Raw genomic sequence first — 14129 nt, 5'->3', positions numbered from 1 at the left:
ACCGCAGAAGTCAGTGCTTCCGGCGTCGATAGTGCTCACCTGCTGGCGGCTACGGAACCGAGCATTCCCCGGCTCCTTAGCTCCCATTAGGCGTCGTGCCTTCTCCCAGCTGCTGCAACCGGCCGGTGTGATAGGTCCCGGCGACAGCGCCAGCGCGCGAGTAGGCCCTGGCGGACCTGCGGGCATGGCTGGACCGTCACACGGAACAGGCGATCGTCGTTACCTGCCTCGTCCTCGGCCTTTGGTCCGTGGGCAGGAGATTCTGCGAGCTCACCCTCTGAGCTCCAGGGCAGGTCAGGGGCAGACGGCGGCCGGGTCGTCGTGGACGAGCGCGCAGACCATCTGTGCGCCGCGCCGATGGTCGGGGTACGCCGTGAGCAGTTCGGCCTTGAAGTCGTTCCACTGGCGGGTGAGCTCGGCGCTGGCCCCGGCCGTCGCGCGGCGGAAGTTGTCGCCGGTCTTCGAGCGGGCCGATGAGGGGGTGTCCTTGTTCAGGGTGCGGTTGTGGGAGACGCGGCCTTCGCAGTCGGCCGGTTTGACGCCGGTGGAATCGAAGTCGGGGTAGCAGCCGGTGGCGAGGTCCACAGGGATGCGCTCCCGCGCGTCCCGGGTCCAGTCGGCGTCCTTCATGACGCTGTAGCGGCGGATATCGAGGAACGGCGCGAGTTCCGTACGCCCCAGGCCGGGTGGGTTGTCGAGGCCGATCGGACCGGGGGCGGGCCGGTCGCTCCAATTGGAGTGCGAGTAGAAGTCCTCGATCTGGTGCCAGCCACGGCCGAGCTGTTCCAGGACGGCGCATTTGGCTCGCCCGGCCTTTTCGTCCCACGCGCAGGGGGAGGAAAGGTCGCTCTGGTCGGCGCGCACCGTGCCATCGGCGTCGACGAGGCCGTCGGCGGCCCGGACCGCGTTGCGGAAGCGGGCCACGGAGGTACGGATACACGCGAGGAGCTCGGTGGTCGCCTCATCCCGGGTCCGCGGGTAGGCGTCGGCGTAGCGGGAGCCGAGGTAGTCGGCGTTGTCGCAGTGCAGCGGGCCGATATCGAAGTAGGGGCGGTGATCGTTGGCATTGACCGCCCCGTCATGGGCGTCGGCCATCGCGGTCAGCGTGATGGGCTCCCAGGGCAGTGCGGCTCGGGTGATGTCCTCGTGGTTGTTGCCGGTGAAGGCATGGGCGGGGCTTCCGGGCACGATGCTCAGGGCAGCTGCCAGGAGGGTTGCGACAGACGCAGAGCGGGTGCGTGACGGCAAGATGACAGCCATGTCTCCATGCTGCGAGCGTGGACCGGTCCCCGCATGCGCGGGGGTATCGGTTACGGCTCCGTCTCGCGTGGGCTGTGCCGACGGGATCCGCTGGATGAAGAAGAGGGCGAGCAGCGCGGCGAAGGCCAGGACGGCGAGCGCCGCGCGCAGGCCGTCGAGCCTGGATTCGGCGTTCGGGGCCGGGCGAGTGGCCCGCGCACTTCGTCGCGTTCTTCGACCGCGGTGCCGCGGAGGAACGCGGTACCTGCTGGAGAGTCGCCGATCACCTACGGCTCCCCGGCGACCAGCCCCTGCCCAGACAACGGCCCCAGCACCAGCCAGCGCCTCTTGCGTGTAGTGATCAGGATGCCGTTGCCGGACTGACCAGCGCCGAACGGTCGAGGGGGCTGCCGGGACGGAGACTCGAGCAGGTTGCCCGAACTCGCCCGACGATGTCGGGCGAGTTCGGTGAGCGGATCTGCGGGCCAGTCGAGGAACCACCGCTGGTGGGCAACCGCGACGGCGGACTGTGCAAGCGAGGGCCCGGGGAGTCCTATGCCCGGCTGCCTGGGCATGGGCCATGAGCTCACTCAAGGCGGACAGCACAGAGTCAGGGGCATCGCAGAGCACTGAGCTGCGAAGTCGGTGTGATGGGGTGGCGCCCGGGTCGGGGTCGGGTATTCCAGCGCGCGCTCTGCCTGGCGGGATGCCAGCGTGGTCAACAGGACCACCGTAGCGATGGGGCGCGGATGGGAGTGGTCGGTCAAGGCGCGCCCTGTTTCGTCAGCGTGCCGGTCGGTCTGTTCCCCGAAATCAGTGACCAGATCAACGCGACCGGTTTTGATCATGACCAACGGCACCGTTGGAAGCGCCCGGCACAGGTCATTTGAATCCTGAGCGTGGTGCCGCAGAACGCCTCGCCAGAGGCATACCGCCCAAGGAGCCGCCACGTGCCTGCCTTCCCTCGCTCCCCGGACGAGTATCCGACTGTCCGGACCGCGTCCGGCGTCTCCGATGGCCCGGCCGCCTCGGGCCTGGCCGCCCGCAGCCGTCTTCCTCTGATCGCGCAGGGCGACTGGACCCCATCTCCTCATCGGCCCGACCTCGTGGGCATCCTGGACAAGGAGGCCCAGCCGCGCATCGCCGAACTGGTGCCGATCCGCTACACCCGTATGGCCGCCTCCCTGTCCGCCTTCTACCGCGGTATGCCCGCGATCATGGCGGCCGACCTGGCCGGCACACCGGATACCGGGCTGACTGTTCAGCTTTCCGGGGACGCGCACCTGTCCAACTTCGGGCTGTTCGCCTCCCCGGAGCGCCGCCTCGTCTTCGACCTTGACGACTTCGATGAAACACTGCCGGGCCCCTTCGAATGGGACATCAAACGCCTGGCCACCAGCCTCGTCGTCGCCGCCTATGACAACGACGTCCCGGCGCAGACGGCCGGCACGATCGCCGCCGAGGCTGCCCGTAGCTACCGCGCCCACATCCGCGAGCTGTCCGCCTCCTCAGAGCTCGCCGTCTGGTACGAGCACATCACGGCCGACGACCTGCTCCAGGAGGTCAGCAACTCCCTGCAACGCGCGCGGCTGCACCGCACCCTGGACCGGGCACGGCAGACCGACAGCAGCAAGGCGATCGCGAAGCTCACCGAGCCCGGTCCCGACGGCGCACCCCGGTTCCTCCACGCGCCGCCACTGATCGAACCGGTCGATGATCAGGAGCGCGCCGCCGTCGAACAGGTCTTTCAGGAGTACCGTGCCAGCCTGCCGTCGGCACAGGCCCAGCTGCTGGACCGGTTCCGGATCCTGGATGCGGCCCGCAAGGTGGTCGGCATCGGCAGCGTCGGCACGCGCTGCTACGTCCTGCTGCTGCAAGGACGCGCCGCAGGCGACCTCCTGCTGCTGCAGGCCAAGGAAGCCGAGCCCTCGGTCCTCGCGCCCTTCGTGAACGCGCCCGTCACCCACGAGGGTCAGCGAGTGGTGGAAGGGCAAAGGCTGCTGCAGGCCGTCGGCGACATCTTCCTGGGCTGGTCCAGCGGACCCACCGGACGTCACTTCTACTGGCGGCAACTGCTCGACATGAAAGGCTCCGCATCCATCCAAGACATGTCCGGCAGCCTGATGCACCAGTACGCCGGGCTCTGCGGCCGGGCACTGGCCCGCGGTCACGCGCGCTCAGGCGACCGCGTCGCCATCGCCGCCTACCTCGGCCACGACACGTCCTTCGACCGGGCTATCACCGCGTTCGCCCTCGCCTACGCCGAGCAGACCCGAACTGACTACGCCGCCTTCACCCTGGCCATCAGCGACGGCCGCCTGCCCATTGCACCCTCATGAACCACCAGCGCCGCCCAACCGGCACACCATGATCGAGAGCCGCTGAAGACACCGCTTCGCCTGCAGTCGTGCACGAGCCAGAGCCTGCCGCCGGATGCCGATGCTGCTCGGCCTGTGCTGCACACCCCATCGGCTGCGCTCAGGACCTTGGTCAACATGTGCTTGCGCGGTGACAGTGGACGCGCCAGTATCCGGCCCCCGAGTCAGGCCGCGACGAGTGCCGGCGAGGTCCCTCGCGCGTTCGAAGAACGTCAGGGATGGTCACGCCTGAATGAGTCCCTCATCCCGAGGGCGCGGTGCCGGATGCTGACCGCCTTCTGGCGGATCCTGGCTTTGACCTCGTCCGTTCTGCCTTCGGCCTCAAGACGCTCACTTCCGGTGATCTTTCCGACGATCACTTTGCATCTGGCCTTGGCCTGGTCCATGGCGCCACTTATTTTCACGGCGGTCCCTCCATCGGATCCGTTCCCAAGAGCCACGCTAGGTTCGAGCGAGCCATCGTGAGCTGCCCCGAGTTTCGTAGAGTCCGGCGATCTTGATTCAGGCGGACTGCGGGGTGGCTTCCTGTTGTCGCCACAAGTCGCGTTCGTACTCGGCGGGCGGTACGTAGTCGAGGGCGGAGTGGAGCCGTTCTTCGTTGTACCACGTGACCCACTGGAAGATCGCCCGCTCGACCTGGTCGAAGTCCTTCCAGGGGCCCTGCATCTCGATCAGCTCGGCCTTGAAGGTGCCGTTCAGGGCCTCGGCCATCGCGTTGTCATAGCTGTCCGCGACCGAGCCGACCGAGGCCGAAGCCCCGATGCTGGACAGCCTCTCGGTGTACCGAATGGATACGTATTGCGACCCGCGGTCGCTGTGATGAATGAGGCCGGAGTCCTTCTTGATCCTCCTTCTCCACAGCGCCATCTCCAATGCGTCCAGCGGAAGTTCGGTCCGCATGTGTTTCGCGACCTGCCAGCCGACGATCATCCGCGAGTACACGTCCAGGACGAACGCCACGTATGCCCACCCGGACCAGGTGCGCACATACGTCATGTCCGCCACCCACAGCTGATCCGGCCGTGAGGCGGTGGAGTCGCGGTCGACCAGGTCCGGCGGGCGGGGCGCCGACGGCTCCGCCACGGTGGTCCGCCGGCGCTGCCCGCGGATCACGCCCTCCAGGCCCAGCTCGGCCATCAGCCGCTCGACGGTGCAGCGGGCCACGTCGACGCCCTTGCGGCGCAGGGCCCGGGTGATCCGGCGGGCGCCATAGGTGCCGCCCGATTCCGCATGGACCTGCTCGATCAGCGGCATGAGCTGCTCGTCGCGGCGCCGGCGGGCCGACTTCGGCCGCTTCTTGCGGGCGAAGTACGTCGACGGCGACAGCTCAAGAGCCCGGCAGGCTGGATCGACCCCGAGGCCCCTCTCGCGCAGGTGGTCGATCACCTGCTCGGCCTCGTCCGGGGACGGTCGATCTCCTGGGCAAAAAACACGCTGGCGGCTTTCAGGATCTCATTCGCCCGCTTCAACTCGGCGTTCTCCCTGCGGAGTTGCCTGAGTTCCTCGCGCTCGGCGGTCGAGAGCCGGTCATCCCGTTCGCCGCTGTCGGCCTCGGCCTGGCGGACCCAGCCGCGCAGGGCCTCCTTGTGGATGCCCAGGTCCTTCGCGACGTGGGCGATCGGCCGGCCGGTGGTGCGGACCTCGCGGATGGCGCGCTCGCGGAGCTCGTCGGGGTATTTACGGGGTGCTGCCATGGTGCTGGTGGTTCTCCTTCGCCAGGACCGTAACCCTGGCATCAGGGACTCCACAAATCTCAGTACAGCTCAACTGCACATGGGCGGCAACACCGTGCGCCGCACCGCCCGCGCCGAGACACCCGAAGAACTACTGGCCGGACGGCGCCAGCCCCGGCCCAGCCAGCTCGACCCCTACAAAGATCACCTGGACAAACGCTGGGCAGAAGGATCCACCAACGCAATCGATCTGCACGCCGAGCTCCGGAACCTCGGCTACCGCGGCAGCTACCAGACGATCAGCGACTATCTGCGACCGCGGCGGCGTCAACGCATCCGCGTTGTCGCCCCAGCACCTCCAGGCGTCCGGCAGATCACCGGCTGGATAATGCGGCACCCCGAGCACCTGGGCGACGAAGAACGCCGACAGTTCACCGCCGTTCTCGCACGGTGCCCAGAACTGACCGCCCTCCATGGTCACGTCCGCACCTTCGCCGAGATCCTCACAACGCGCTCGGGCCAGCACCTCAAAGACTGGATCACCGCGACCCGCGCCGAGGATCTGCCCGACCTGCACACGTTCACCAATGGCCTGGAGAAGGACTGGGACGCTGTCGTTCAGGGCCTGACCACCTGCTGGAACTCCGGTCCGGTGGAAGGCCGTGTCAATCACATCAAGATGATCAAACGCCAGATGTTCGGACGAGCCAAGCTTCCCTTGCTCCGCAAGCGTGTCCTCCTGACGGCAGCAGAAAACAGGAGGACACCGCAGCCATAGTGTCAGACCAGTGCGTCATGCTCACCGGCATGAACGAAGACGCCTTCTGGCAGCTCATCGAAGACTGCAGGGCCACAGGACCGGACCCTGACGCCGAACGGCTTGCAGCTGAATTGACCGATCGCCTTGCCCTGTCCCCGCTGCTCGTGGTCACCGGCTTCGCCGAACAGCTGTCGTGGGCGCTCTACCGCCTAGACCTTAAGGAACACGGGGAGGGCCTGTCCGGCGACGCCTTCCTCTACACACGTTGCGCTGTCGTCGCCGCCGGCCGCACCGCCTTCGAAAGCGTCATGCGAGACCCTGCGGACTTTGTCCCGTACGCCACCGGTCACATCTGGGCCGAGAGCCTGCTCTATACACCAGACCACGCATACAAACGCATCACCGGCAAGGAATGGGACCGCAACACCCGCTACTCCTATGAGTCGTACTCGAACACCACGGGCTGGGCTGACTGAGAGGCTGTTGTCATTCCGATCTTGTCGGGTGGCACGCGAACGTATGTCTCAACCCGGAACCCGCGCGGGTGATCTTCGTGGGGGCTGCGCACGGAAACAGGGCCTGCTGGTAGCTCGGGGTACGAACCCGCTCCGAGTATCTGGAGGCCCTTTGCCCTAGTCTGTCGCGTCCGTGCTGCCGGAGTCCGGCTCTCGCGTGTCGCCGTGCGATGGCCTCGCACGCTGGTTCGACAACGCAGGCGATCTCCCCGGAGCTGAGCGCCGATTACACCGCGGTCTTCACTCGTGCGGGCTAATAAACGATCTTGCCCTGGTTTTGACCGTACGTGATGCCTAGCCTTGCCGTGACGGCGAGTGGCCAGCAGTGAGTGCGTGCCACCGCCGTAGAGCCCGGGGGTGCGGTGGAGGTTCGGGATGTGCGTCACGCATACGGTCGCCGTGAGGTCTTGCGGGGCCTCGACCTTGATCTACGGCCTGGAGTGCTGGCCGGGATTGTCGGCGAGAACGGTGCGGGCAAGTCGACGCTGTTGAAGATCTTGTCTGGTGAGCTGCGCCCGCTGGGTGGCACGGTCCGTCATGAGGGCCGTTTCGGCTACTGCCCGCAGGACGTGGTGGTCAACGAGGCTCTGACCGTGCGCCAGCATCTGGAGTTCTTCCGAGTCGCGCGCGGGCTGTCGGATCTGCAGCACGCCGGGCAGGTGATGGACGCGTTGCGATTGTCGGAGTACGTCGATGAGCGTGCCGGCCTGCTCAGCGGCGGAACCCGTCAGAAGCTGAACCTGACCCTGGCGCTGATGCATGACCCGCAGGTGGTGCTGCTGGACGAGCCTTACCAGGGTTTCGACTGGGAGACCTACCAGCGTTTCTGGGACTTGGCAGCCCGATTACGCGAGACGGGCCGCTCAGTCCTTGTCGTCTCCCACCTGGCCTATGACGCTGAGCGCCTGGACGAGTTGTGGCGCCTTCAGGGCGGCGTGCTGCGCCCCGCTGAGGGGGCGCCGGCGTGAGGCGGCACCTGAACCTGTTCGTCACAGCAGTCCGCTTCGACCTGGTCGAACACGCCCGGAACAGGCTCGCCATGGTCCTGGTCGCCGTGTTCATCCCCTGCTGGGTCAGCCTGGCGTACGCCGTCATCCCCAGCAGGCACCTGACCTTCCGCCTGCGGGCGACCGGCCAGCTCCTGGCACCGGCCGGCAACCAGATCACGCAGATCACCGGCGCCATCAACGCCGTCACCCTCATCACCGGGTTCATGATGTTCGCCGTCACGTTCAACGGCGGGCGCTTCGACCGCCGCCTGGCCTTGGCCGGCTACCCCCGCATCCATCTCGTCCTGGCCAAGACCACCTCGCTGACCCTGGCCTCCGGCGCCATCGCCGCCTATGCCACCGCGGTGATCTGCATGGCCTGGAGCCCTCGCCAGCCACCGCTGCTCGCCGCTGCCTTGTTCTGCGGAGCGATGACCTACGGGGCGCTCGGCGTCGTCTTCGGCTCGCTGCTGCGCCGGGAGGTGGAGGGCATGTTCGCCCTGGTCATGACCAGCCTCGTGGATGTCGGTCTTCAAAATCCACTGGCCGGCGGCGGTGCCGGAAGCCAGGTCGTCCGGTTCCTGCCTACCTACGGCACCATGCAGGCTGCCTCAGCTGCGGGTTTCACCCGCGAGTGGCTGCCCGGTGATCTGGCCGTTCAGTTCTTGTGGTTCGCCGGCGCCGCGTTCCTGGGCCTGCTCGCCTTCCACCGCCGCACCAAAGACGCCCTGACCGCAAAGCCGTCCTTCCGTCTGCCTTGGCTGCCCACGCGCCGACAACCTGCGCACCCGGCCCGGGCCACGTCGACGCCCCGCTGAGCGGCACCCCGGCACGACGGCCCAACAAGGGCCCTGGAGGGACGTGTCGCGCCCTCATCGCAGAGCGAAGTCCCGGCCCCGAAAGGGGCCGGTTGAGCAGAAAAGGGTTCACAGATGCTGGTAAGGCGATGGCTGGACGCGGCGGGTATCACCGATCCTGTCCTTCGGCACTGCTACACGGTGTGCGCGCGAGAGGTATCCCGTCTCGGCGGAGGGCACGGCCCCTGGGGGGCGCTGCGCATTGCGCCCGCAGCGGCACGGCCTCACACGGCGGCGCTGTCTGCACACGGGTTCCGTGCCGATGCCTGTGTAGACAGCGGGCCGGTAGAGGACCGTCAGCGTCGGCTCGCCGATTTCGCGGAGGCCACCTGGGCGGCATTCGCCGCCGGCGGCTCCGACGACCCCGTCCTGCATGCCACGGTGCACACCTACCGGACCTTCGGAATGCCGCTGTCACTGATCGAGGACATGCTCACCGGGATGCAGCGCGACGTCGACTTCCGCGACTTCGCCACCTACGCGGAACTGTGCCAGTGGGCCACGCAGGTCGCCAGCTGCCCGTTCTACGGGGGCATGTGGGCCGTGGCTGGCACCGAACTCACGGAAGCGCAGCCGCTGGTGCGTGAGTTCGCCGAACTTGGCCAGTTGACCGACGTGCTGTGTGACCTGTCGGAGGACCTCGACGACGGCCGCCTCTACCTCCCTCTCGAGGATCTCCACCAGTTCGGGGTCCACCCCGAGGACGTCAGGGCCAAACGGTGGACACCGGCCATGGCCGACGTCATCGCGTTCGAGGCCGAGCGTGTCACCGACCGGTTGGCCGCTCTGACCGCTGAACTGGAACACACCCCGGTCGGCCCCTTCATCCACGCCTTCGGCAAGCATTGCAGGCTGCTCCTGGCCGGCGTGCTGGCCGCAGGCCAGGACGTGCTCCACCGGCCGGTGCAGCCACCCATGGGCGCCTTCCTCAACGTGTGGCGCCCTCTCATGCGCGCCGTCATCCCCTGCTGACCATCGAAAGGACGTGTCTTGTCCATCGCCGTGACCCCAGTCGGGGGCACACACATTCCGCTCCTGGAGGCTGAGCTGCTGCGCTGGGTGGGCAGCGGCGACAGCCTGCTGGAGGTGGCCTGCCTGGACGCCCTGTTCCCCCCGGGCAAGCTCCTGCGCCCCATCCTGTGTATGGAGTCGGCGAAAGCCGTCGGCGGCACCGCTGAGCAGGTGCTGGCGTTCGCGGCCGGCATCGAATGCCTGCACGTCGCGAGCCTCATCCACGACGACATCGTCGATCAGGACCCGGTACGCCGCGGGCGGGCCTCCACCGCCGAGCAGTACGGTCTCGCCGAGGCCCTGGTAGCAGGCGACGGACTGTCGATGGCCGGAATTGCGGCCATGCTCAGCGGCGGCCCCGCCGAGCGCGTACTGCACGCAGCACGGGTCACCGTCGAGGCCCTGCGTCACATGTGCCAGGGCATCATGCGCGAAACCGAAATCCGCGGCGACCTGACCTGCGGGGTACCCGCCGTCCTGAACGTCATGCAAGCCAAGACCGCCGCGCTGACCGGCGCCGCCTGCCAGGCCGGCGCCATCCTGGCCGGAGCAACCCTGGAGCAGGACCGGGCCCTGCGCCAGTACGGCGAACAGCTCGGCATGGCCTTCCAGATCCGTGACGACCTGCTCCCCTACACCGCCGAGGAGCAGGTCACCGGCAAGACAGCCATCAGCGACGTCGCCAACCTGCAGCCCACCCTGCCCGTCCTGCTCGCCTACGAAGTGGCCGACAAAGCCGACCGCGACCGCCTGACCACCGTATTCCACGGCGACACCGACCCCGTCACCGCGCACCGAGACATCCTCGCCGTGCTGACACGCACCGGCGCCCTCACCAAGGCGGCCCAGATGGCATCCTCCCGCGCCGAACAAGCACACGCTGCACTCACCGGCCTGCCGGACGCCCTGCGCCTCGCCGAACTGGCCACATCAGCAGCCGACCGTCAGCACTGAGTAGGGCCGGGGACTGGCGCGGTGGCTGATGCTCCGTTTCCAGTCCCCGCTCCTGGTCTGCACCGGGCTGGCCACTCAGCCCTCAAGTACAGGAGACCTGCGCTCATGAACACCTCCCGCATCCTAAAACGCTCCGCTCTGGCCGTGGCCGCGGCCGCCGGTGTCCTGGCGGTGGCGATGACTGTCATCCCCCAGGAGGAGACCCCGGCCGCTCAGAGTGTGAAGTCCCCTCCGTTCCTGGCCGCCCTTACGCAAGCGGCTTCACTGCCGTTCGCCTGCCAGGAAGCGATCTTCAAGACCGGGGATCAGTTCGCCACCACCCGCTACGCCATCCCGGACGAGTTCTGGAACGCCGCTGTCGCCGCTCTGGGCAGTCTGACCGAGACCGAGCGGGCCCAATTCACCCGGCCTGCCTGTGCGGCGTGGAACAGTTGGGCCACCGCCAACAGCTCCGCCGTGACGGGTGAACTCGACAACCGCTACCGCAACGCCGCTCTGCCGGTGTGCAACAAGTTCACCGTCGCCACTGTGGGAACGGTCAGGAAGTTCTCTCCGAACACCCCCGCGGCGGCCCGGGGCCTGGAAAAGGTGGTCAAGAAGGTGTGGACCGAGGCCATGACCAAGCTTTCCGCTACGGCCTCCGACGCCACCTGCCGCACCTCCTACAGCACCGCCAAGACCGCCTGGTAGCCACCGCGGCCCTGGCCCCTGGTTCTGTCGACGGGATCCGCCAACACTTGTCGCTCAACGGAACTTTCTACGAACCGCAGCCCGTTCGGGCCGTCGCTGCGCAGACCTAGACCATGGTCAGGAGGTGATCCGTCGGTCCGTAGTCGATCTTCCAATCGGCATAGACCTCCACGGCACCGTCCTTCTGGCACCGCAGCCCGAGCGTCACCCAGCGGACCGATCCGTCGCCGGCGATCGAGAACGCGACTGCGGTCTCGAACTCCTCGTTCCCGCACGGGCAGCCCGCCTCGCCCGGATCCGCGTCCTCCCAGAACTCCTCGCTATCCGCGATGAACGCGCGGCCGCCGCAACCAGTGCACACCCGCTCGGCTCCACCCTCGACATCGTCAACGAGCACGAAGAACACACGCCCGCCACACCCGCCGCAGACGGAAGGAACGATCCTCACCGGACGGCCGTCGGCAGCGTTCCGGAGGAACACCGCGAGATCCGCAGAGACACCCTCGCCAATCTGATCATCAGCATGCACAGGCACATCGTTCCAGAAGGCCAAACCAGCACCCATCCACCTTGACCAAAGACATAGGGGCATCCCCCCGGCCTTCGTGCTGGTCAAGTGCCTCCTTGGTCGGAGCACAGGATCAGACGGAGGCCGTGCTCAGGTCCCCGGAATCCTCGAACGAGCGATCATGTTCGGGGCATCATTCGAGACCGAAGCCCAAAGAACAGCTCAGCCGATGCAACGTCACGCCTTCAATGCGATGAGCCGGTACAGCGGATCCGGGCGTGCCGCGTCCTGGTCCGGAAGCTCAGCGAGCCGTCGGCGCACGTCGGTCACCTGGCCTGCGGTCGCGTGCGAGCACCAGGGGATGTGGCCCGCCTCGATCACCTCCCGCCACTTGCGCGGGCTGCGGCCCTGCCCTGTTCCGGGGAACACGGTCTGCCCTGCAAGACCCAACTCCCGCTCCGCAGCCCAACCGAGCACCCGTGCGGAACCGTCGGACACCCGGGGTGCGTACTGGTACCGCAGCTCCGCCGTGACCTGGGCGATGTCACTGTCCTCGACGAAGTATGCGTCGTCCTTGTCGACGGTGGTGATCAGCACCCCGCCGGGCCGCAACACCCTGGCCGCCTCGGCCAGCACCGATTCGGGGTCCGGCAGCAGATGCAGCAACCACATGATCACGACGGCGTCTACCCCGTCCGACGCGAAGGGCAGCCCCGTGGCATCGCCGCGCACGACACCTCCCGGAATCCGCTGCCCGGCAAGGCTCAGCATCCCGGGCGAACGGTCGACGCCCACCACCACCCGCTCCGAACTCAGCAGCCTTCTGGTCACAATGCCCGTGCCGCATGCGATGTCCAGGATCGAGCAAGGTCCTTGAGGCAGCAGCAGTTTCACCGCGTCTGCCGCGGCCAGAGCTCTCGGTTCACCGCCTCGGGACGCGTCGTAGTTCCGGGCCTCGTCGTCGTAGTCGATCACCCGTCCATCCTGTCCGAGGGTCTGCCGCGTGGGGCACCTTCTACAGGCATCCTCAGAGCATCGTTCGAGGCAGACCTTAAAGAACTTCCCAATGACGATATCAAGTTGCCGTCTTGACGGTTGGTGGAACCTCGTAGCACTCTCCGTCACGGAGCATGGCCCACAAGACGTTGGCTCGTCGACGGGCCAGAGCGAGCAAAGCCTGCTTGTGCCCCTTGCCCTCGTTCCGCTTGCGCCCGTAGTACGCCTGGGAGGCGGAGCAGGTTCTCAGGCTGGCCATGGCGGAGAGGTAGAAGGCCCGGAGCAGGCCGCGGTTGTAGCGGCGCGGGCGGCGCATATTGCCGCTGACGCGGCCGGAGTCCCGTGGCACTGGTGAGAGGCCGGCGAAGGACGCCAGGCGATCGGCCGTACCGAACGCCTCCAGGTCGCCACCGGTGGCGGCGATGAACTCGGCGCCGAGGAGGGTGCCCATGCCGGGCAGGCTCCGGATTACCGTCGCGTGCCGGTGCTCGTTGAACCGGGCCTCGATGAGCGCGTCGAGTTCGGCGATCTCCTCATCGAGGGCCAGCACGCCCTTGGCGATGCGGGCGACCATGGCGGCCGCGAGGGTCTCGCCCGGCAGTGCGGTGTGCTGGGCCCTGGCCGCCTCGACGGCTGTCTGGGAAGGCTGGGGCTAGATTCTTCGCATGCCTTCGCATCTCAGTCATGGTGCTTCCGGAGCCCTCCGACGCTTTGCTGGATGGCTCGCCCGGGGGTCGGTAGGCCACCCGATGCAATCTTCGCCAACGTCCTCGAACTGGATGAGCAGGGAGAACCGGTCAACGAGAAGCACGCGGAGCGCCGGGCTGCAGCCTGGCTCTACCGATACTGCACCGGGGCGCTGCCCCCGGGGGAACCGGACATCGAGCCGTGGGAATGCCAGCTTCATTGACCGTTGGCGTGCGATGTCACTGGAAACGCCCTGACCCCGGCAGTTGCGATGCTGGGGTCAGGGCGTTGTCACCGGGTGGCTATCCGAGCCAGACGATGTTCAGGACGGTCAGGCGGCGCAGGGGCCTGTTCACCCAGTAGGTGAGGGACAGCTGGCCGACGGAGGCGTAGCGCACGTCTTCGCCCTCGGGGTCCTCGGTGTTCCACTGGCCAAAGCCCCACGGGTCGCCGGCGGCGGCGTCCAGGACGTCCCACACGGTGTCTTCGACGTGTTCAGGCAGGGTTTCGAGGACCTTCGCGGCCGGGGCAGAGAAGCGGACCGCGTACGGCTGTCCGGTCACCGGCGCCTTCCCCGCAGCTCCGCCATGTCGATGAACTCGCTGTCGTCGTAGCCGGAGGCGACGAACGCGTCGACCGCCGGGGCGTGGGCGAGGCGGCCCTGCCACACCTGGACGACTTCGTACAGGGGGGCGAGGGAGAACGTCCGGCGGGATTCCTCCAGTGCCGCCGTCCACTCCCTCTCGAAGGCCGGCACCCACCGGTCCGCGCGGCGGTCGGCGCGCAGTTGGGCAAGGAGTTCGGCCGGAGCTCCGGGCGCGGGGGCGTACGGGGTGACGGGTGCGTGGTCGGGCTGCGCGCTCATCTGGTCC

The 14129-nt window shown here is 67.6% G+C and carries 14 protein-coding genes and 2 pseudogenes; 9 read left to right on the top strand and 7 right to left on the bottom strand.

The window, feature by feature from the left end; genetic code table 11:
* Positions 1–294: 294 nt before the first annotated feature.
* On the bottom strand, positions 295–1188 hold the full coding sequence (locus OP79_RS55650; RefSeq protein ID WP_157857464.1) for a hypothetical protein: 894 nt from the start codon (positions 1186–1188) through the stop codon (positions 295–297).
* A gap of 1001 nt (positions 1189–2189) precedes the next feature.
* On the opposite strand from OP79_RS55650, the gene OP79_RS43080 reads away from it, so the two are divergent.
* The gene (locus tag OP79_RS43080; RefSeq protein ID WP_078492385.1) at positions 2190–3578 is read left to right on the top strand and encodes a DUF2252 domain-containing protein; all 1389 of its coding nucleotides are present in this window, start codon (positions 2190–2192) and stop codon (positions 3576–3578) included.
* Between the two features lie 540 nt (positions 3579–4118).
* Here the strand turns inward: OP79_RS43080 and OP79_RS43070 are convergent.
* A protein-coding gene (locus tag OP79_RS43070) for an IS3 family transposase (RefSeq protein ID WP_106972627.1) occupies positions 4119–5311 on the bottom strand; the annotation gives its coding sequence in 2 pieces (ribosomal slippage) (positions 4119–5047 and positions 5047–5311; 1194 coding nt in all).
* Between the two features lie 79 nt (positions 5312–5390).
* On the opposite strand from OP79_RS43070, the gene OP79_RS43060 reads away from it, so the two are divergent.
* From OP79_RS43060 to OP79_RS43030, 7 genes are all read left to right on the top strand, one after another.
* On the top strand, positions 5391–6068 hold the full coding sequence (locus tag OP79_RS43060) for a transposase (protein ID WP_051745497.1): 678 nt from the start codon (positions 5391–5393) through the stop codon (positions 6066–6068).
* Between the two features lie 29 nt (positions 6069–6097).
* Positions 6098–6526 carry a DUF4240 domain-containing protein gene (locus tag OP79_RS43055; protein ID WP_033328597.1) on the top strand — a complete coding sequence of 143 codons (429 nt, stop codon included), beginning with the start codon at positions 6098–6100 and terminating at the stop codon, positions 6524–6526.
* Positions 6527–6927: 401 nt separating this feature from the next.
* Positions 6928–7533 carry an ABC transporter ATP-binding protein gene (locus tag OP79_RS43050; RefSeq protein WP_211270979.1) on the top strand — a complete coding sequence of 202 codons (606 nt, stop codon included), beginning with the start codon at positions 6928–6930 and terminating at the stop codon, positions 7531–7533.
* The gene (locus OP79_RS43045) at positions 7530–8372 is read left to right on the top strand and encodes an ABC transporter permease (RefSeq protein WP_033328586.1); all 843 of its coding nucleotides are present in this window, start codon (positions 7530–7532) and stop codon (positions 8370–8372) included. The genes OP79_RS43050 and OP79_RS43045 overlap by 4 nt, the downstream gene beginning before the upstream one ends.
* Before the next feature lie 114 nt (positions 8373–8486).
* On the top strand, positions 8487–9383 hold the full coding sequence (locus OP79_RS43040) for a phytoene/squalene synthase family protein (protein ID WP_033328585.1): 897 nt from the start codon (positions 8487–8489) through the stop codon (positions 9381–9383).
* 18 nt (positions 9384–9401) lie between these two features.
* Entirely contained in the window at positions 9402–10376 is a 975-nt protein-coding gene (locus tag OP79_RS43035; RefSeq protein ID WP_033328584.1) for a polyprenyl synthetase family protein, read from the top strand.
* Positions 10377–10481: 105 nt separating this feature from the next.
* Complete coding sequence (locus tag OP79_RS43030; protein ID WP_033328583.1) at positions 10482–11066, top strand: hypothetical protein; 585 nt, start codon at positions 10482–10484, stop codon at positions 11064–11066.
* A gap of 106 nt (positions 11067–11172) precedes the next feature.
* Here OP79_RS43030 and OP79_RS43025 read toward each other — a convergent pair whose 3' ends face one another.
* The 3 genes and pseudogenes from OP79_RS43025 to OP79_RS43015 all read right to left on the bottom strand — a co-directional run.
* Positions 11173–11682 carry a hypothetical protein gene (locus tag OP79_RS43025; RefSeq protein WP_245685648.1) on the bottom strand — a complete coding sequence of 170 codons (510 nt, stop codon included), beginning with the start codon at positions 11680–11682 and terminating at the stop codon, positions 11173–11175.
* Between the two features lie 129 nt (positions 11683–11811).
* A complete protein-coding gene (locus tag OP79_RS43020; protein WP_033328581.1) occupies positions 11812–12549 on the bottom strand; it encodes a class I SAM-dependent methyltransferase in 738 nt (245 codons plus the stop codon).
* Between the two features lie 100 nt (positions 12550–12649).
* Positions 12650–13207 (bottom strand): annotated as a pseudogene (locus tag OP79_RS43015) (transposase); the annotation flags it as partial.
* A 28-nt stretch (positions 13208–13235) separates the two neighbouring features.
* Here OP79_RS43015 and OP79_RS58735 point away from each other — a divergent pair.
* A pseudogene (locus tag OP79_RS58735) lies at positions 13236–13480 on the top strand (DUF7677 family protein).
* Between the two features lie 79 nt (positions 13481–13559).
* Here the strand turns inward: OP79_RS58735 and OP79_RS43010 are convergent.
* Positions 13560–13820 (bottom strand): hypothetical protein, encoded by a 261-nt coding sequence (locus OP79_RS43010; RefSeq protein WP_033328580.1) that lies wholly within the window; start codon positions 13818–13820, stop codon positions 13560–13562.
* Complete coding sequence (locus OP79_RS43005) at positions 13817–14122, bottom strand: DUF6247 family protein (protein ID WP_033328595.1); 306 nt, start codon at positions 14120–14122, stop codon at positions 13817–13819. The genes OP79_RS43010 and OP79_RS43005 overlap by 4 nt, the downstream gene beginning before the upstream one ends.
* Positions 14123–14129 lie beyond the last annotated feature (7 nt).

Origin of the sequence: Streptomyces yerevanensis, assembly GCF_000716805.1 — a bacterium.
GTDB classification, from domain to species: Bacteria; Actinomycetota; Actinomycetes; order Streptomycetales; family Streptomycetaceae; genus Streptomyces; species Streptomyces flaveus.
This window is presented reverse-complemented; position numbering and strand designations above follow the sequence as displayed.